Raw genomic sequence first — 19262 nt, forward strand, 5'->3', positions numbered from 1 at the left:
CGTCCGCACCTTCACCTTCTCCCATCCAGACTATACTGTCGGCTTTGGAATCTCACCAAATCCTGCGTTTTACGGCTCGCGGGCTTAAGGACTGCTGTCCAATTACCGCCGGTAGGGAATTGCACCCTGCCCCGAAGATGAATCGATATTTTGTTATGTCCTAATATTAGTAGAAAAAAGGCATAATGTAAACAGAAATGCTTCACATTATGCCTTTTTATTTATTTTTTCTTTTAATTCAAGGTCCATTGAAGGTGGTTAGGCGCTTCCGGTACGGGAAGCGGCTCCTGCAAATTAAACTCCTGCCACTCGCTTTGCTCTACTCCCACTAATTCAACTGGTTTTCCGAACGATTTCACAGTCAATGACAAATTCTCAATCATTTTCCGAACGGCCTGTTCATCGAAGCTATTCAAATCCAGCAACTCAGAAAAATTGACCGTTATCGATTCTTCATTTTCTAAAGCTTCATATTCCACATCTCGCAAAATGGGGTTTTCGAGAAAATCATTCGGTGAATTTCCAAGTGCAGCTAGCGCTTCAGAAGCTGACTCATAGACCACTCCATAATCGGGTACAGAATAGACCTTGCCGTCAGCAGCCGTATAAGAATAATAGGCATGCTTTTTCAGAGCCGTCTGAATCGGCTCCATGGCTCCTACCTGACTGAACTCAGCAGGGTTCCCTTGCTCATCAGTCACCCGAATTTCATCCATGTCTTTAAAAGTTTCCTTGAGGGTTCGTGTGTAGACTTCGATGCTTGCCGAGGCCATATCGTATTGGTGATCGGCCGGCAGCACGTGCTCTGCCACTCTTCCATTTGCAGAAAGTTCGCCAAGCAAAGGATGGTACTCATCAAATCCTAAAGCCTGCTCATCCAATTGGTTCGCATAGCTGTTATACAAGTCAATGGATGAAGGGTTTTCCTGCGAAAAATCCTGGGCAATCTGTTCGTCCGGAATTAGGAAAGACACTGGGATAACAAATGCATTTTCGGTCAAGCCGATCGTAAACAGCGTGTTGCCGTTCAAATCATCTTCATATATTGCCTGTGTTCCGGCAGCTTCTCCGCTTTCTTCTACACCGAAACTTTCGATTGAACTGGCACCTTCTGAACTTTCCGCTTCCGGTATAGCCTGTTCGTTTACATTGTTTACATCCGATGTGACCGCTTCATCTTTTGAACTTTCCGAACCGCTGGAATCAGATGCGCTATTCATGCCATTTTGGCTGATAATGGAGGCGATTAAAACGCCAACCGTGATAAATGCCAAAGCCGCGACCAAAAATGGCAGCCACCGCTTTGGTTTTTTCTTCACAGGTGCGACCTGGTTTAAGCGCATATAAACTTCTTCTTTAGACCGTTCGTCTTTAATCTGCGGGAACTCCCTCAGCATACTTTCAATCTGGTCATCGTCCCATTGCTTATTCGGCATGCGCTTCTCCCCCTTCCATAGAGGATAATTTTTCACGGAGCGACTTAATTGCACGGTGTTGCGTCGTCTTTACTTTGCCTTCGGTCCAGCCGAGGACTTCCGCCGTTTCAGCGATCGATAGATCTTGGAAAAAGCGCATAATGATAACCATTTTCTGATCGCCTGTACACAAATCCAAAGTTTTATACAGTAAAATCTTATCTTCATTCAATAACGAAACTTCTTCCGGTATTTTCTCCGGGGAAACCAATTGCTGGGTTTCCCAATCGAAATGTTCCATCGAATGCTTCTGGCGCACCGCAACTTTTCGGAAATGATCAATCGCTACATTTTTCGCAATCGAAAAAAGCCACGTTTTTTCAGAGCTTTTCCCTTCAAACCGGTCATATGCTTTAAAGACGCGTATATAGACTTCATGCATCAAATCTTCCGACAGATGGCGGTTTTTCACTAAGTATATTAGAAATTGAAAGACATCCTGATGGTACTCATCGTAAAGCCGATGGAAAACGGAGTCATTCATATGCTCCCCCCGTTCTTAGATTAGTCGTTTTTCAGTCCAGCAAAGTTACATTTTTTTCAAAGGCAATAAGAAAATGAAAGAAGTACCTTCACCCACTTTGCTCTCTGCATAAATCTTGCCTCCATGGGAGTCAATGATATTGCTGGCAATCGCTAAACCTAAGCCGGTTCCGCCTTTGCCTAATGTACGAGCCTTATCGGCTTTGTAGAACCGTTCAAAGACATATTGCAGATCTTCTTCCGGGATTCCGACGCCGGTATCATTCACCGAGATTTTGGCATAGCCCTGTTCTTGTTCGACTTTTACGACGACATCTCCGCCTTCAGGAGTGTGGCGCATCGCATTATCGATCAGATTCGTCATGACTTGTTCAATGCGGTCTTCATCAAGTTCAGCTGCCGCCCAATCGTCCATGTCCGTTTCAAAAGATAAATGGATGCCGTTTTCTTTTGCTACTTGCGAAAACTTCATCGTCATTCGTTCCACAATTCCGTTCAATTGAACCAACTCTTTATACAATCGCATATGGCCGGATTCCATCCGGGCCAAATTCAAGAGATCGGTAACCAGACGACCCATCCGCTGAGATTCTTCGTAAATGATTTTCGTCATTTCGCGGCGATCTTCCTCGGAGGCTCCGACATCGTCGAGGATCGCTTCGCTATAGCCTTGCAGCATGGCAATCGGCGTACGCAATTCGTGCGAAACGTTGGCGATAAAATCTTCTCTCAGTTTTTCCAAGCGATGCTGTTCCGTCATATTGTGCAAGACGGCTACCGCTCCGCGAATAGATTCCCCGCTATATAACGGACTGAAAGAAACGCCATAATATGCGCCTTTAATTTCCAGTTCCTCTTCAATTTCTTCTTCGAAATCGAGCACATGCTCAAGCATATGAAGCAATTCAGCTGGAAGCGGCTGTCCTTTTTCAGGGCCGTTTTTAAAGAGCCAATGCTGCAATAATTTTTCAGCCGGCGGATTGCTCAGCAAAATTGTGCGGTCTTGGTTAAAGGTGATGACGGCATCCGCCATTGACGTTAATATACTTGATAATTGTTCTTTCTCTTGTCCGATCACTTCAAGATGATGCTTTAATTGTTGCCCCATCTGGTTAAAGGCCGTCGCCAACTGGCCGATCTCATCTCGTGAAGTGGCTTGGACTTTTGTATCAAAATTCCCTTTCGCAAGTTCAAATGCACCTTCGCGCATTTTGCGGAGGGGAGATGTGATTCTGGATGATAAAAAGAATGCAAAAAAAGTTGTTAGAATAAATGCGATAAAAGCCGAAAGAAAAACAATATTGGTTGTGCGGCTAGCTGTACGGTCCATCACTTCTAACGACTGATAGATAAAGACAGTGCCATGGACTTCATCGCCCGTTTGAAGCGGACTAGCTAATACGATATAGGATTCCATCCGTTTTTCTTCAGTCAGTGATGGCAAAAGCATTTCTTTCATCACGGTTTCATCCGTTTCAAAAACTTTTTGGAAGGCTGGTTCGTTAAGGATTTTCTCCCTTGTTTCATCACCATTTTTGCCATCATGGATAAAATAAGAGCTTTCATAAGGCACTTCGGCAATTACCGCATTCGTTTCAGGACCTAAAATATCTTCTATAATCGTAAGCGAGATGTTCAGATTTCCATGGTCGTTAAAAATCCTGGCAATGGTGGCCGCTTCTTTGTTCAAGGTTTCTTCCACCGCTTCGCTGTGGTAATTCCCCAAAAACTCGAGCAACAGAACCGTTACAATAAACAGGACAAATGAAACGAGAAGCAGTATGGTGATCCACAGCTTCCCGACGACACTATTCCATATTCTATTCATTATTTACCTCGAATTTATAACCGACGCCCCAAACCGTTACAATCATTTTCGCTGCGGATTCAGAGACCCGGTTCAATTTTTCTCTTAACCGTTTAACATGGGTATCCACCGTGCGCAGATCACCAAAGAAATCATAATGCCAAACTTCTTTCAGCAAATGTTCGCGGTCAAATACTTTGTCCGGTGATTTTGCCAGGAAATAAAGCAATTCATATTCTTTCGGCGTCAGATTCACTTCCACATTATCCGCCGTGACACGGTGCGCATCATGGTCAATCGTTAAATGAGGGAAGACAACCAGATCTTTCGAGACAGATGAATTCGCCACCGGAGAATAAGCAGAAGATCGGCGCAGAATCGCTTTCACCCGCAGTACAACTTCACGAGGGCTGAAAGGTTTGACTATGTAATCATCTGCGCCCGATTCAAAACCTTCCACACGATTAGCCTCTTCCCCTTTTGCCGTCAGCATGATAATCGGGGTCATTTTTTTCTCGCGCAATTCCGTACTCACTTCAATGCCGTCTTTTTCCGGCATCATCAAATCAAGCAAGATGCAATGGTAATCTTTTTCGAAAGCCATTTCCAGCGCTTGCACGCCGTTTTCAGCTTCTTCTACAATATAGCCTTCACGCTCTAAATACATTTTCAACAATCTTCGGATTCTTTCTTCGTCATCTACCACCAAAATCGTAATTTCTTCTGACATCGTAATCCCTCCAACTTTTGTCTCTTAGTTTTCATTGTACCGTCAACATTTGTAAAAATAAATAAAAAGCCTTTTCCAAGGCGGAAAAGGCTTTTTATTGTAAGGTTGCTGAGTATTCCAAGCGTTTCCGCTTTTCTTTGTCCAGACTCCAACAGCCACGTTCTCGGGTCATAAGCCATTCTGGCTGTGCGGCAAAGTACGCCGCTTCGCCAGCTCGACTTATGCCTGTCGAACCTAATCGGCTGTTTCCGCTTTTCTTTGTCCAGACTCTAACAGCCAGGTTCTCGGGGCATAAGCCATTCTGGCTGTGCGGCAAAGTACGCCGCTTCGCCAGCTCGACTTATGCCTGTCGAACCTAATCGGCTGTTTCCGCTTTTCTTTGTTATGCGTAAGAATGCAAACCAGCAATGATTAAGTTTACTGCGACTAAGTTGAACATGATGATGGCAAAACCGACCACACCAAGCCATGCTGATTTTTCTCCGTGCCAGCCTTTTCCTAGGCGGAGATGGAGATACGCTGCATAGAATAACCAAGTAACGAGTGCCCATACTTCTTTCGGGTCCCAACCCCAGAAGCGGGACCAAGCGATTTGCGCCCAAATCATAGCAAAGATCAATGCACCTAACGAGAAGAGCGGGAAACCGATAATTACGGCACGGTATCCGATTTCATCCATTAATTGCAAGTTGACATTTTTAACAAATGGCTTGAAGATTGCTGCAATTCTTTTCCGTGCAATTAATCGGATCAACCAGTAAATGATCGTTCCGACAATAAAGGACCAAGTAACAGTCGTCAATTTGCCGGCATTTACTACTGCAGGAGTTTCAATCAACGGCGTCATTTTGTCTGCAGACAGTTGCTCGTATTCATGCATTCCGAAAATGGCCGGCATGTGATACGTAATTTCAGCAGCTGACCCTTCTTTATCCACATAAGTGAAATCTGATTCATAGCCTGTTAATGAAAAATACGAACTTGCTACAACAAATCCGATAACAAGGACCAATGAATACATAATGGCTTCCAGCCAAAATCGCTGCTTGGATTTTTTATTGAGATCAACCACTTTCAACAAGTAAATCAATCCGGCAGCAGCGCTGATCGCCAGCACCCCTTCGGCAAGAACTACGGTGCTGACATGGATTGCCAACCAGTTAGACTGAAGCGCCGGGATCAACGGGCTGACTTCACTCGGGAACATGCTTGCGAATGCGATGATCAATAATGCGACAGGCAATACGACCATCCCGACAACCGGTGTTTTATATAATGCATAGATCACGATGAATCCCGCGACAAGCGTCATACCGAATGCTGTCGTAAATTCGAACATATTGCTCAATGGCGCATGTCCCGTCGCGCCCCAACGGGTAAAGAAATAACCTAAGTTGGCGATAAAGCCGACGAGGGTAATGATGAAAGCGATCTTGCCCCATCGGCCTTCGGATTTAAATGAACCTTCTTTGTTTCCTTTTACTGCTCCCCCAAATACGATTGCCGCAATTAAATAAGCAAAAAATGCGACATATAAAAGGTTTGCGCTTAAATCAGTTAAACTCATGACTGTTCCTCACTTTCCAATTTCTCTGCTTTCTCGATTTCCTCCTGCTGGTCTACATACGCAGGAAGCGATGCATATTCCGTCACTTGGTCAAGATCTTTCTTCAAGCCGAACCAGTTTTTATTGGTATGGCCTGCTAGAATGATTTCGCCATCCGCTTTTTGCTGAATCCAGAAACGGCGGTGGTTAAAGTACATCCCTTGTGCAACCCCGATCATAAAGATCAGCCCACCTAAACCGAGAATCGGCAAAGTGCGGTCTTTACGGATGGTCAATCCGGAGACATCACGAGTTTCCGCTGCTTGGAAAGTAAGTTTATATTTGTTTTCCCCAAAAGGTTCTACTGTATTTTTAATCGTGATAAAACTGGTTTCCCCATCAGGGGTTTCGGGTGTTTTCATTTCTACTAAAAACCCTGGATTATTTGGCAATGGCGTGGCAGTTTGGGGTTCTCCATTTTCAAAGCCCGAAAAGTCCGGATAATAACCCAATAAATTCACAGTAGCGCCATTTTCAAATTCATATATTTTTTCAGGGTTGATCAAATCGATCGTCAATTCCCCTAGTGATTCTTCTGTCTCTTTGTTTGTTAACTCAAAGTTCATGGCTTTCAGCTCATCTAAACGGAAATCCATTTGATAAATTGCATATCCATCAAATTTTAACGGTTCGTTAACGCGGATAGAGGATTCTTTCACTTTTTCAAGATCTGTTGCACCGGGCAAGCTATCTTCAGGCTTCTGATAAAGAACGATGTCCGTTTGATAGTTTTTCGCTACCGAACCGACACGGTCGATTGCTTCATTAAAGACCGCTTCGTCATCTTCACCTGTATAAGTCTCCATTTCAAAGCCTTTGCTTTCCAAGGAATAACCCGGTGCTTCCGGAATGGCTCTTGTCTCTCCTTCACGCAGCCAAAGACTTTCATCCACATAAAAGCCCGGCATCATCCGCAGCATGACCCCGAAAAGGAAAATGATTAAACCGATATGGTTGACATAAGGGCCCCATCTAGAAAACCGGCCTTTTTCAGCCAGTAAACCATTTTTGTCTGTGGTGACCTTGTATTTAAGTTCTTTCAGCTTCGCTTCGGCTTTTTGCAAGCTGTCTTCAGCTCCAGGGCCGTCTGCGAAAATCCGCTGTTTGTTCATGAAACTGATATGCCGCAGCACACGCTGATTCTTTAATGAGCGGTAGAGCGGAACGAAACGGTCCAGGCTCGCTACAATCAATGAAATTGCCAGTAAACCGACTAAAAGGATGAACCAGAAAGAACTGTACATGTCATGGAATCCGAGAAAATGGTAAACACGTCCAACGCTTCCATAGACATCTGCATAGTAATCTTTAATATCCGCTGCTGTTGTAGCCGGAATATAAGCTTTTTGAGGCAAAATGGTTCCGATTGCCGCTGCAACAAGCAAGAGAACAATTAAACTGACTCCTACTTTAACACTGGAAAAGAAATTCCAGATTTTATCGATTATCGACTTATTGTAAGTTTGCGATCTTCTGGCAGTTCCTTCATATCTCATATCCACAAGCTTGCTGTTCTGTTCTTTTTCAGTCAACGAGCGTCCGCACGCTTCACACAATACTGTTCCGGGCGGATTTAGATGACCGCATTGACATTGCATTTTCTCCATCCGAAAAAAACTCCTTATTCAGGTTTGATTTCTTCCATAAAACCTTTGATATCCTCTTCCGTCATTTCACCCGTGACGATCCGTTCAATTTCACCTTCTGGATTGATTAGCACCGTTGTCGGCAACGGCCGGATATTATAAGCGGTCATGACACTTTTGGTTTTATCGATCACAATCGGAAATGATAAGCCGTATTGATCTGAAAAAGACTGCACCTCAAAATCGGACTGTGCTATATTCACAGCCAACACTTGAACGCCTTGGTCTTTAAATACATCAAACTGTCTATCCATCGCCGGCATTTCTTTGGCGCACGGTTTGCACCAAGTTCCCCAGAAATTCAAGAATACCCCTTGCCCTTTGTAATCGGACAATTTATGGTCATTGCCTTCTAGGTCCGCTAATGCGAAATCAGGAGCTTTATCCCCAACTTCCAGTACGGTCACGTCGTCTGCTGTCGCACTATTGTATATGGTATAGCCGATTGCAGCGATTAAAACAAGCAAAATAGCCGATCTCATGATGAGCCTATTTTGCTTCTTCTTGTTTTTCTTTTCGTTCAATTTTATTCCTCCTTCGAGGTTTAGAATGCAAATCCAATTATAGCAAAGTTTCATACTTGTAATGGATGGAGTTTTGAAGGGTTTGTGAACGTTAGTGGCGCTTACCAGTCTCTGCCATTACACGCAGCAGTTTTACTTCATGAGCAGACAACTCTCTTGATTCGCCTGCATTCAAACCTTTTAATGTCAAAAACGCGAATTGTTCACGGCTCAATTTTTGGACCGGGAAACCAATTGCATCGAACATTCTTCTCACTTGTCGGTTCCGTCCTTCATGGATGGTAATTTGAACAATCGCTTTGCCTGTCTTTTTATCCCCGGACAATAATTTAACTTTCGCTGGTGCTGTCATACCGTCTTCCAGTTTGATGCCGCGCTCTAATTTCTGTAAATCCTCTTTTGTCGGGATTCCTTTCAAGCGGGCTACGTATGTTTTATCGATTTCAAATTTAGGATGCGTAAGAATGTTGGCAAATTCGCCGTCATTTGTCATCAGCAATAGTCCAGAAGTATCGTAATCCAGACGCCCTACCGGATAAATCCGTTTATCGATATCATCAAAGAAATCCGTCACTACTTTGCGGTTCTTGTCATCGCTTACTGCTGAAATCACACCGCGTGGTTTGTATAGTAGATAATAAACTTTTTGCTCTTTTTCCAATTGAACGCCTTCTACTTCAATAGTGTCTGATTGGGAAACTTTAGTGCCCAATTCTTTTACCACTTTTCCATTAACCCGTACTTTGCCATCTAAAATCAATTGCTCCGACTTCCGTCTTGAAGCAACGCCTGCATGCGCAAGCATTTTCTGTAATCTCTCCATAAGTTCACCTCATTGATATATTTTGAAAAGCGGAAGCGCCTGGTCAGCTCCGACAGGCTTAAGGCAATACACGAAAGAAATCTTGATTTCCGGAGTGTATTGCCTTAAGATCCCGAGGAGCTAGGCGCTGCAACTAGACATTGAAAAGCGGAAGCGCCTGCTTTCGCACACTCTTGTTCCCGTAGTCTCACTCGGAATTATGTCACATTTCGAAGAAAAGAGAAAGTGCTCCGCATTGCGGCTAACAAGAAAATGAGGTCGATAGCCGCCTAAAAAATGCGATGTGAGCTTTTGAATGCCATTCCATCAAAAGAAAACCACAGTTGCCGCTTTTTTGAACGAACAAAAAATGGCGGCCGAATATCGGCCGCCTCAAACCCATTATGCTTTTACTTCTTCTTTAAAAGCGTCTTGGAATCTTGTCATAAACAGGTCTGTTTCTTCATCTTGGCTTTCATTTGCCTCTTCCGGCAATGCCGGCAATTCGCTGATGTCTTTCAAGCCGAAATAATTTAGAAATTCTTTGGTTGTGCCGTAAAGAATCGCTCTACCCGCGCCTTCAGCACGGCCCACTTCCTGAATCAACCCTTTTGCTGCCAATGTATGCAGCGGCTTTTCGCTTTTCACTCCCCGCAAATCTTCCACTTCCAACCGTGTCAACGGCTGTTTGTAAGCAACAATCGCCAATACTTCTAGTGACGCTTGCGAAAGCGCTTGGCTAGTCGGATTTTCGACCAGTTTCTGGATCGTTTCTGCCACTTCCGGTTTGGTTACGAGCTGATAAACTCCAGCTAATTCTTTCAGCATGATTCCTGAATCGTCCTTGTTATATTTATGTGTCAATTCCTCGACACTTTCTTGAATTTCATTTTCTTCAGCCTCTGTCAAAAATTGAAGCTGCTTCATGGTCAAGCCATCATCACCTGTCACAAACAACAATGCTTCTATTTTACTCGAAAGAGTCGTCATCATAATCCCACGTCTCCTTTTTTAATTCCACCATTAAATCGGTGAAATTCTTCTCTTGTTCTACTTTTACCACTTGCCGTTTCATCAATTCCAAAATAGAGAGAAACGATACTACCAATACCGTTTTATCATCGGAAGAAAAAAGATCGGCAAAGTTGGTCCGGCCATTCGCTTTCTTCAGCCGATTGACAATCGACCCCATTTGATCTTTAATAGATACTTCTTGGCGTGTGACCCGGGCCGAGAGCGGTGCTTTAAGCTGCTTGCGGCGAAGCATTTTTTGGAATGCACCAAGCATATCATAGGCGTTGACTTCCAAATCTACATTCTCATTGGAAAGGTTTGGTTGAAGTTCGTTTAAATCCATCGGCGCTTTTGTATAAATGGCCGACCGATTCGCTTCCAGCTCTTTTAACTTTATGGAAGCTTCTTTGAATCTGCGGTATTCGATCAACCTGGAAACCAGCTCATCCCGCGGGTCTTGCTCATCGAATTCGTAGTCAATCTCTTCTATGTCCCCTTCGTGGACCGGCAGCAGCATTTTACTTTTGATTGCCAGCAATGTAGCGGCCATTACTAAGTACTCGCTCGCCTCATTTAATTCAAGGACTTGGAGCGCGCGAATGTGTTCCATATACTGAGAAGTGATCTCAGAAACTGGAATATCGTAAATATCGATTTCCAAACGGTGTATTAAATGCAATAATAAATCAAGAGGACCTTCAAAAGCCTCTACTTTCACTTCATAAGACATGATTGACCACCTGACTGTTAATTTCAGTAATATTGAATAAATAGATTGCTTACGGCTAGCGCCTAATCCATATAAATGAAGTTGCATTTCGATTCAATCAACTTCATTATATTATAGTAGAAAGGGGATTAAAATGCACCCACTCCACCATACACTTTTTATTGAATTTATTATCCATTTCAATTATGAAGAAGATTATTTCGAATGCCATGAAGTAGGAGAAGAGTATTGGAAAACAGTAGCTCCGAAAGATAAAACGCACCCCTTGACCGGCTGGATCCAATTGGCAGTCGGGATGTACCATTGGAGAAGAAGCAATTATCCAGGGGCATTGCGCTCATTTATCCGCTCTAGGGTAAAACTTACAGGCGCTGGCGTCTGGACAGAGGGATTCGACGAACAACAATTGATTGATTGCCTGACACATGCGATAGATGCCGTCACAGAACGAAAACCTTTTGCTCCATTCAAGGTAGCCATCACATCAAAAGAGCTTGAAAATGCAGTGTCAGAGTACCGGCAACAGCATCCAAATGCTGCTCAAGACCCTTATTATCTCATGCATAAGCATCGCCTGCGCGACCGCTCCTCCATCATCAACCTTCGCGAACAACGCAAGCGCAGAAATTTAGAACTTTAATGATTTTAATATAGTCAGTTGTTGAATCTTTTTTACTAGAAAATGCACGCGCTATCTCAGCAGTGCTTTTTTATTTGGTTAAAAACGGCTGTAAACATTTTATAGATATAATAATTACCATAAAAAAAGAAAGTGCATCACCAGCACTTTCTTTTTTATTCTATTCTGTTTTTAGAAAACCGCTTAACTTATAACTCAGCTTTTTTTTCAGGGCATTTTTCTAAAAAAGACTGGGTTTCTTCTGTTGCCCGCATTTCTTTGCCTTGCATGGTTTGCTGGATTTTCTCAACCATTGCCCGGCCGATTCCATCGCCCCTATGTGACGGATTTACTGAAACATGGTGGATAACAAAGTAATCTTCTTGCACTTCAACACCTAAAAGCCCGACAAAATCTTCGCCTTTTTTCCAGAGGTATAGCTGCCAATCCGGATTCTCTTCATATATATGCATCGTTTGCTGCAGTTTCTTCAACTCTCGCTCTTTCGGCATGAACGATAACAGACCCATAGCGATTTTCTCAAATGATTTCTTATATCTGAATAACATATCCGATCCCTCATTTTCATGTTTAAGCGGCTTTTTTTATCCTACTATAAACTCGGAAATAACTCAAGTTCGGTCAGCACTATCCGTTGATGACGCCGTCTGCAAAGAATAGCCAGTAGATGACGCCCCATCCAATTGCCATAGCTAAAAGCAAGATCATCAAGAGGATATTGGTTTTTCTCATTAACGTTTCACCTGTTGTTTATAAGACATGTCCTGTTTGATCAAATCGTCTAAGTTTTCCCGTCTAACGACTAATTGATGTTCACCATTTTCTGCAAAAACCACTGCAGGGCGGGCAATGCGGTTATAATTACTTGCCATCGAATAGCCGTATGCACCCGTACAGAAAACACCCAGTATGTCTCCAGACTCAACTTTCGGCAGATCTGCTTGTTCGATTAATTTATCACCCGATTCACAGCATTTCCCGGCAATTGTATATTGCTCATTAATCGCTTGATCGGCTTTATTCGCCAGGATCGAACTGTATTTCGCCCCGTATAATGCCGGACGAATATTGTCCGACATGCCTCCGTCCACTGCCGCATACTTCCGCGTTCCAGGAACTTCTTTCATGGAACCGATGGTATAAAGCGTGGTCCCGGCATCGCCGATCAATGAACGGCCGGGTTCAATCCAGATTTCAGGGATTGGAAAATCCATTGCCTTTGTCGTATCTTTTACAGTTTCAATCATTTCCTTCACATAAACAGAAGGTTCTAATGGCTCGTCATCTTCTGTGTAACGGATGCCGAAACCGCCGCCCAAATTCAGGACAGGGCATGTGTAACCGAATTCCGATTTCCAGTGCCCCATTTTCCCGACCAATTTCTCAGCAGCTAAACGGAACGCTGCGGTATCAAATATTTGGGATCCTATATGGCAATGCAAGCCCAGCAAATTCAAAAATTCATGCTGATAAACTTCCTGAAAAGCTTGATCTGCTTGGCCATTCATTAAATCAAACCCGAATTTCGAGTCTTCTTGGCCAGTCGTAATGTAATCATGGGTATGCGCTTCAATTCCTGGAGTTACGCGAAGCAAAATATTCATCCGCTGCTGACGTTGTTCTGACAGTCTTTTTAACGATTCAATCTCATAAAAGTTGTCGACGACGATGCAGCCGATGCCTTCTTCAAATGCCATCTGCAGCTCTTCAAAACTTTTGTTGTTGCCATGGAAATGGATTTTTTGTTTTGGAAACCCGGCTTTGATGGCTGTATATAATTCTCCGGCAGAAACGACATCAAGCGATAAATTTTCTTCAGCCGCCACTTGGTAGATCGCGATTGTCGAAAATGCTTTACTCGCATATGCCACTTGATAGCCAATGCCGGCTTCTTCGAATGTTTTCTGGAATGCTTTTGCACGGTCACGGAATAATTGAATATCGTATACATACAACGGTGTTCCATATTCTTTCACTAGATCGATAGAATCTGTGCCTCCGATTGTTAAATGTCCTTCTTCGTTAATCGTTTGTGTTCCGTATAGATACATGATTTCCCTCCTGTTGCGCGAATGGCGGATGTTAAAAAACCTTGCTGAGAATAATCTCAGCAAGATTTGTCAATCGGTGATCAGCGCTGAAATCAGCGGCGTCGTTTCAACCGGTTCGCTTGTATATTCGATACTATTATATATCATCTTCATGCATTCTGCGAGTTCTTCCGTGTTCGAATAAATTGTAGCAATCGATTCGCCTTTTTTCACGAAATCTCCCACTTTTTTATTCAACACAATGCCGACAGCCAAATCAATTTCCGATTCTTTCGTCGCACGTCCAGCTCCAAGAACCATTGCAGCCGTTCCGATTTCATCCGCTTCCATGAATGAAATATAGCCTTCTTTTTCCGAAGGAACTTCATTCACATATTTTGCTTGCGGCAATAAGCTGACATCATCGACAATCGCAGGGTTTCCACCTTGGTTCTCGATGAATTGTTTCATGATTTTCAAGGCTTCGCCGTTCGCAATCACTTCTTCAAGCATCGCACGGGCTTCTTCCAAAGTTTCCGCTTTTCCGCCGACTACTACCATCTGGCTGCCGAGAACTAAGCATAATTCCGTTAAATCTTCTGGACCGTTTCCTTGCAATGTTTCAATCGCTTCTTTAACTTCAAGCGCATTGCCGATTGCAAATCCAAGCGGCTGGCTCATATCTGAAATGATGGCCATTGTTTTACGCCCAGTCGCATTACCGATTCCAACCATGGCATGCGCCAGTTCCTTAGCGTCTTCCGCCGTCTTCATGAATGCGCCTTCACCCGTTTTAACATCAAGGACGATTGCATCTGCACCAGCAGCAATTTTCTTGCTCATGATTGAACTCGCGATTAGAGGAATGCTGTTGACTGTCGCGGTTACATCGCGAAGTGCATACAATTTCTTATCTGCAGGCGTCAAATTTCCGCTTTGGCCAATTACCGCCAATTTAATATCATTTACTTGCTTGATGAATTCTTCAGTTGACAATTCAACATGGAAGCCTTCAATTGCTTCTAATTTATCAATCGTACCGCCTGTATGGCCAAGGCCCCGTCCGCTCATTTTTGCAACCGGAACGCCGCAAGCCGCTACTAAAGGACCCAGCACTAAAGTGGTTGTGTCGCCGACTCCGCCAGTTGAATGCTTATCAACTTTAATGCCTTCAATAGCCGACAAGTCAATTTGATCCCCTGAACCGGCCATAGCGAGTGTCAAGTCGGCACGTTCGCGGTCTGTCATGTTTTTAAAATAGATAGCCATAAGGAAAGCACTCATTTGATAATCGGGAATATCTCCCGCTGTATAGCCTGTAATAATATGCTGGATTTCTTCAGTGGACAGTTCAAAACCGTCTCTTTTCTTTTCAATTAAATCAACCATTCTCATGAACGATTACCGCCTTTTTTAGTTTAGTTTAGATAAGAAGCTTGAACCGAATTTCGGCATCGGCGCCGCAAAATTCTCTGCAATCGTTGCTCCGATATCTGCAAAAGTTTTTCCTAGTTCGAGCTCTTTTCCACCATTAAAGCGCGGAGAATAAGCAAGAAGCGGAACGTATTCACGTGTATGGTCAGTGCCCGGGAACGTCGGATCGTTGCCGTGGTCAGCAGTAATGATCAATAGATCATCCTCTTTCATTTGCTCAAGCACTTCCGGCAGGCGCTTATCGAAAGCTTCAAGAGCTTCTCCGTAGCCTTCCGGGTTTCTTCTATGGCCGTAAAGCGCATCAAAATCCACTAAGTTCAAGAAGCTTAAGCCGTTAAAGTCTTCTTTTACCACCTCGACGAGCTTATCCATTCCGTCCATATTGTCTTTCGTACGGATGGCTTTGGTTACACCTTCACCGTTATAGATATCGTTGATCTTGCCGATTGCGATGACATCTTTGCCGATATCTTTCATTTCGTTCATTACTGTACGTTCAAATGGCTTCAACGCATAGTCGTGGCGATTTGAAGTACGTTTGAATGCGCCTTTTTCCCCTAAGAATGGGCGTGCGATAACTCGTCCAACCAAAAATTCAGGAGAAAGCGTCAATTCTCGCGCAATTTCACAAATCTTATACAGTTCTTCCAACGGAATGATTTCTTCATGAGCCGCTATTTGCAAAACCGGATCTGCAGAAGTATAAACGATGATTGCTCCTGTTTCCATATGCTCTTCGCCAAGCTCATCCAAAATTTCAGTGCCGCTGGCCGGTTTATTGCCGATCACTTTGCGCCCTGTTTTTTCTTCTAATTGCTTGATCAAGGTTTCCGGGAAACCTTCAGGATACACTTTGAAAGGGGTATCAATATTTAAGCCCATGATTTCCCAGTGGCCTGTCATTGTATCTTTGCCTACAGAGGCTTCTTGTAATTTCCCAAAGTAAGCGGAAGGGCTTTCAGAAGCTTCCAACCCTTTTACAGGAACAATGTTGGCAAGGCCCAATTTTTCCATGTTTGGCATAGTAAGCCCGCCTATAGCTTCTGCTATGTGGCCTACCGTATTAGAGCCTACATCGCCAAAAGCTTCAGCATCAGGCGCTTCGCCAATTCCTACAGAATCAAGTACGATTAAATGTATGCGATTAAACGGTTTATTAGTCATATTTCTTCCTCCTTGTTTACGATTCTATAGTAACATATTTTCTTGTATTGTCAGAAGTCTGACCTATACTTTTAAGCACGAGGATGAAATTGCGTATACACGTCTTTTAATCTCGTTTTGCTGACATGCGTATAGATTTGTGTAGTAGAAATATCTGCATGTCCAAGCATTTCCTGAACTGCCCGCAAATCCGCCCCATTTTCAATTAAATGAGTCGCAAATGAATGCCTAAGCGTATGCGGCGTCAACTCTTTTTGGATGCCGGCTTTTTGGGCATGCTGCTTGAGCAGTTTCCAAAACCCTTGGCGAGTTAAGCGTTTCCCGCGTTGATTGATGAAGAGCGCATCGGTTTTTGTTTCCGCTTTCACAAGTTCTTGGCGCGGTCCATCTAAATAAACTTTACAAGCACTTAAGGCTGATTTCCCCAATGGAATGATTCGTTCTTTTCCGCCTTTGCCAAAGCAACGGACAAACCCCATCGTCAGATTGATGTCGTCTATATTTAAATTTATGCATTCACTGACCCGCATGCCGCTTCCGTAGAGAAGTTCCAACATCGCCTGATCGCGGATTCCATTCGCTTTTTTTGTATCCGGCGCTTGGATCAACGCATCCACTTCTTCAATAGATAAGACGTTCGGCAATTTTTTATCCATTTGCGGCATTTCTAAATGGACGGTGGGATCGTTGTCGACCACCCGTTCCCTAATTAGAAATTGATGGAATGACCGGATTGAAGAAATGTGGCGGGCAACCGTCCTAGACGTTTTCGTATTTTCTTTCAAATGGCGCAAATGGTTTAAGATATGTACGCGTTCCACTTTTCTTAAAGAATCCAATTGCTCGACTTCTTTTAAATAATGCAAATAGCTTTTTAAATCACGTTCGTATGAAACCAGCGTATTCGCTGCCAGCTGCCGTTCTACCCGCAGGAAATGCAAATAATCGTCTAACGCATCTTGTGCATATTTCATCTTTTCCCCTCCTAATCCAAAATAGAAAAGGAAGGATGACCTGTAAACGGCCGTCCTTCCTTTTCTCACTAATCATTGGGACGAATCTTGTGAGTTGCGGTCATGGCAACGCCAGCAAATGCCATGAAACGTGAGACGGTGGTCTTTAATTTGGAAATTCCACCGTTTTTCTACAACGGCCTCCACATCTTCAAGCAAATCTTCTTGTATTTCGTCTACTGCTCCGCACTCTATACAAACTAAATGGTGATGGAAGTGCGCTGCGCCTTCTTGGCGTAAGTCGTAGCGTGAAACTCCGTCACCAAAATTGATTTTATCGACAATTTTCAACTCTGTGAGTAATTCCAATGTCCGATACACAGTGGCCAATCCGATTTCCGGTGCTATGTCTTTCACTAATAGGTAGACGTCTTCTGCACTCAAATGGTCTTCTTCATGGTTTAACAAGATTCGGACAGTTGCTTCACGCTGTGGCGTCAGTTTGTAACTCGCAGCGTGCAACTGTTTTTTTATACGGTCAATCCTAGTTTCCATGCGACGCCCTCCCCTAAACTGTCTTCATTATATCAAAAGACAGTTCTCATTTACAACAGATACAACCATTCTTTATTAAGAATGATTATAAATAAGAAGGAGTTCAATTCTCATTTGCGATTTTCTGTTTTGCCCATAATACAGCAAAGGCTGTTTTAGCATCGTAAATCCGATTCTCTTTCATCAATTGCTCTGCTTCTTCAATTGTCACTTCTAATAGTTCCACAAATTCATCCTCATCTAAAACCGCGCCTGAAGTCGATTTCTTTAAACCTGTTGCGGAGTAGAGATGAATCACTTCATCTGCGAATCCTGGTGAAGTCGAAAATGATTGGATCAGTTCAAGGTTATCTGCAGAATATCCGGTTTCTTCTTCCAATTCACGCATCGCTGTGTATTTCGGATCTTCGCCTTTTTCAATTTTCCCAGCCGGAATTTCGATGATGGTCCGTTCGAGTGCTTTCCGGAATTGCTCTACCATAATTATTTTATGTTCTTCCGTAATGGCCACTAACGCGACGGCCCCTGGATGCTCGATCAGTTCCCGCTTCGACTGGTTGCCATTCGGCAAAATAACATCATCAACTTTCAAGTTAATGATTTTCCCTTCGTAAATTCTTTCGGATTGGATCGTTTTTTCTTCAAATTTACTCATGCTTTGCCTCTTTTCATTTGTGATTTCTCTATGGCAAAGTATACCATAAGGAAAACAACAAATTAAACGAGGTGTAACGATGAAGAAAAGAACTTTAGGGTCAAGCAACATCCAAGTGAGCGAGATCGGTTTTGGCTGTATGTCATTGCCGCAGAATCAGCAAGAAGCTGGGGCCATTATCGACGCAGCTGTTTCTTCCGGCATCAATTATTTTGACACGGCTGATTTGTACAATAAAGGCAAAAACGAGGAGTTAGTCGGCAACTTGTTAAAACCTCACCGTCAGAACATTGTCCTTGCAACCAAAGTCGGCAATCAGTGGGAACCCGGTTCAGACGATGTGAAATGGAACGCCACTAAATCCTATATTTTGGAGCAAGTGCATAATAGCTTGCGACGCCTCCAAACGGATTATATCGATCTTTATCAACTTCACGGCGGAATGATTACAGATCATATCGATGAAACAATTGAAGCGTTCGAATCGTTGAAAAAAGAAGGTTTGATTCGGGAATATGGCATTTCATCTATCCGGCCGAATGTTATAAAGCGTTATCTTGAAAAAAGTAATATCGCCTCGATCATGATGCAATACAGTCTTTTGGACCGGAGACCTGAGGAATATTTAGAGGATATCGAGTCGGCTGGCCGTTCTGTCGTTACACGCGGCAGCCTTGCAAAAGGAATTTTGACCAGCGAAGGGTTGAAGCGTGCAACAAAAGCAGGCAGCTATCTGACTTATCAAGAAGGACAACTTGTGAATATGGTTGAGGAATTGATGGGTATCCATCCGAACCTCCATGCCCTCTCGTTGCATTCTGTGCTGGAGCAGCCCGCCATCGCTTCCGTCGTCGCAGGCGCCAGTTCCCCTTCTCAAATAGATGCTACATTGCAAGCCTATGAAACGGCTGTGTCACCTGAACAAATTAAGCAGGCCAGGAGCATCACCAAACAAGACCGATATAAAGAACATCGCGAGTAACTTAAAAAAGGCTGTCCGCGAATACGCCGGCA

General features: G+C 43.5%; 19 protein-coding genes and 1 riboswitch. Of the genes, 2 read left to right on the forward strand and 17 right to left on the reverse strand.

Annotation, left to right across the window (positions count from 1 at the left end):
- Window positions 1-9: 9 nt before the first annotated feature.
- Window positions 10-143: riboswitch (FMN riboswitch) on the reverse strand.
- Window positions 144-233: 90 nt separating this feature from the next.
- From NFU07_RS02285 to NFU07_RS02330, 10 genes are all read right to left on the reverse strand, one after another.
- Window positions 234-1436 (reverse strand): hypothetical protein, encoded by a 1203-nt coding sequence (locus tag NFU07_RS02285; protein ID WP_251474024.1) that lies wholly within the window; start codon window positions 1434-1436, stop codon window positions 234-236.
- Window positions 1426-1959: an RNA polymerase sigma factor SigX gene (sigX, locus tag NFU07_RS02290; RefSeq protein ID WP_251474030.1), complete on the reverse strand. Its 534-nt coding sequence runs from the start codon at window positions 1957-1959 to the stop codon at window positions 1426-1428. The genes NFU07_RS02285 and sigX overlap by 11 nt, the downstream gene beginning before the upstream one ends.
- 45 nt (window positions 1960-2004) lie before the next feature.
- Window positions 2005-3786, reverse strand: coding sequence for an ATP-binding protein (locus tag NFU07_RS02295; RefSeq protein WP_251474035.1), 1782 nt, complete (start codon window positions 3784-3786; stop codon window positions 2005-2007).
- Window positions 3779-4495, reverse strand: a complete 717-nt coding sequence (locus NFU07_RS02300; RefSeq protein ID WP_251474037.1) for a response regulator transcription factor — start codon at window positions 4493-4495, stop codon at window positions 3779-3781. The genes NFU07_RS02295 and NFU07_RS02300 overlap by 8 nt, the downstream gene beginning before the upstream one ends.
- A gap of 382 nt (window positions 4496-4877) precedes the next feature.
- Window positions 4878-6062 (reverse strand): c-type cytochrome biogenesis protein CcsB, encoded by a 1185-nt coding sequence (gene ccsB / locus NFU07_RS02305; RefSeq protein ID WP_251474040.1) that lies wholly within the window; start codon window positions 6060-6062, stop codon window positions 4878-4880.
- Entirely contained in the window at window positions 6059-7708 is a 1650-nt protein-coding gene (locus NFU07_RS02310) for a cytochrome c biogenesis ResB family protein (protein ID WP_251474043.1), read from the reverse strand. Before NFU07_RS02310 ends, ccsB begins: the two co-directional genes overlap by 4 nt.
- Before the next feature lie 14 nt (window positions 7709-7722).
- Window positions 7723-8325 (reverse strand): thiol-disulfide oxidoreductase ResA, encoded by a 603-nt coding sequence (resA, locus tag NFU07_RS02315; RefSeq protein ID WP_260107330.1) that lies wholly within the window; start codon window positions 8323-8325, stop codon window positions 7723-7725.
- 37 nt (window positions 8326-8362) lie between these two features.
- Window positions 8363-9094, reverse strand: coding sequence for a pseudouridine synthase (locus NFU07_RS02320; RefSeq protein WP_251474047.1), 732 nt, complete (start codon window positions 9092-9094; stop codon window positions 8363-8365).
- 381 nt (window positions 9095-9475) lie between these two features.
- Entirely contained in the window at window positions 9476-10066 is a 591-nt protein-coding gene (gene scpB / locus NFU07_RS02325; protein WP_251474063.1) for an SMC-Scp complex subunit ScpB, read from the reverse strand.
- Window positions 10044-10817 (reverse strand): segregation/condensation protein A, encoded by a 774-nt coding sequence (locus NFU07_RS02330; protein WP_251474065.1) that lies wholly within the window; start codon window positions 10815-10817, stop codon window positions 10044-10046. Before NFU07_RS02330 ends, scpB begins: the two co-directional genes overlap by 23 nt.
- Window positions 10818-10950: 133 nt before the next feature.
- On the opposite strand from NFU07_RS02330, the gene NFU07_RS02335 reads away from it, so the two are divergent.
- On the forward strand, window positions 10951-11457 hold the full coding sequence (locus NFU07_RS02335) for a DUF309 domain-containing protein (protein WP_251474067.1): 507 nt from the start codon (window positions 10951-10953) through the stop codon (window positions 11455-11457).
- 188 nt (window positions 11458-11645) lie between these two features.
- On the opposite strand, the gene NFU07_RS02340 is transcribed toward NFU07_RS02335, so the two are convergent.
- From NFU07_RS02340 to NFU07_RS02370, 7 genes are all read right to left on the reverse strand, one after another.
- On the reverse strand, window positions 11646-12005 hold the full coding sequence (locus NFU07_RS02340; RefSeq protein WP_251474069.1) for a GNAT family N-acetyltransferase: 360 nt from the start codon (window positions 12003-12005) through the stop codon (window positions 11646-11648).
- A gap of 183 nt (window positions 12006-12188) precedes the next feature.
- Entirely contained in the window at window positions 12189-13508 is a 1320-nt protein-coding gene (lysA, locus tag NFU07_RS02345) for a diaminopimelate decarboxylase (protein ID WP_251474071.1), read from the reverse strand.
- Window positions 13509-13577: 69 nt separating this feature from the next.
- Window positions 13578-14882 carry a pyrimidine-nucleoside phosphorylase gene (locus tag NFU07_RS02350; protein WP_251474073.1) on the reverse strand — a complete coding sequence of 435 codons (1305 nt, stop codon included), beginning with the start codon at window positions 14880-14882 and terminating at the stop codon, window positions 13578-13580.
- 18 nt (window positions 14883-14900) lie between these two features.
- Window positions 14901-16085, reverse strand: a complete 1185-nt coding sequence (deoB, locus tag NFU07_RS02355; RefSeq protein ID WP_251474076.1) for a phosphopentomutase — start codon at window positions 16083-16085, stop codon at window positions 14901-14903.
- A gap of 71 nt (window positions 16086-16156) precedes the next feature.
- Entirely contained in the window at window positions 16157-17059 is a 903-nt protein-coding gene (gene xerD / locus NFU07_RS02360; protein ID WP_251474080.1) for a site-specific tyrosine recombinase XerD, read from the reverse strand.
- 72 nt (window positions 17060-17131) lie between these two features.
- Window positions 17132-17593 carry a ferric iron uptake transcriptional regulator gene (gene fur, locus NFU07_RS02365; RefSeq protein ID WP_235196498.1) on the reverse strand — a complete coding sequence of 154 codons (462 nt, stop codon included), beginning with the start codon at window positions 17591-17593 and terminating at the stop codon, window positions 17132-17134.
- A gap of 103 nt (window positions 17594-17696) precedes the next feature.
- Entirely contained in the window at window positions 17697-18248 is a 552-nt protein-coding gene (locus tag NFU07_RS02370; RefSeq protein WP_251474083.1) for an NUDIX hydrolase, read from the reverse strand.
- Between the two features lie 79 nt (window positions 18249-18327).
- Between NFU07_RS02370 and NFU07_RS02375 the strand changes: the two genes are divergently transcribed.
- Entirely contained in the window at window positions 18328-19230 is a 903-nt protein-coding gene (locus tag NFU07_RS02375; protein WP_251474086.1) for an aldo/keto reductase, read from the forward strand.
- Window positions 19231-19262 lie beyond the last annotated feature (32 nt).

The sequence above is a fragment of the Planococcus sp. NCCP-2050 genome (assembly GCF_023708025.1).
GTDB lineage: Bacteria > Bacillota > Bacilli > Bacillales_A > Planococcaceae > Planococcus.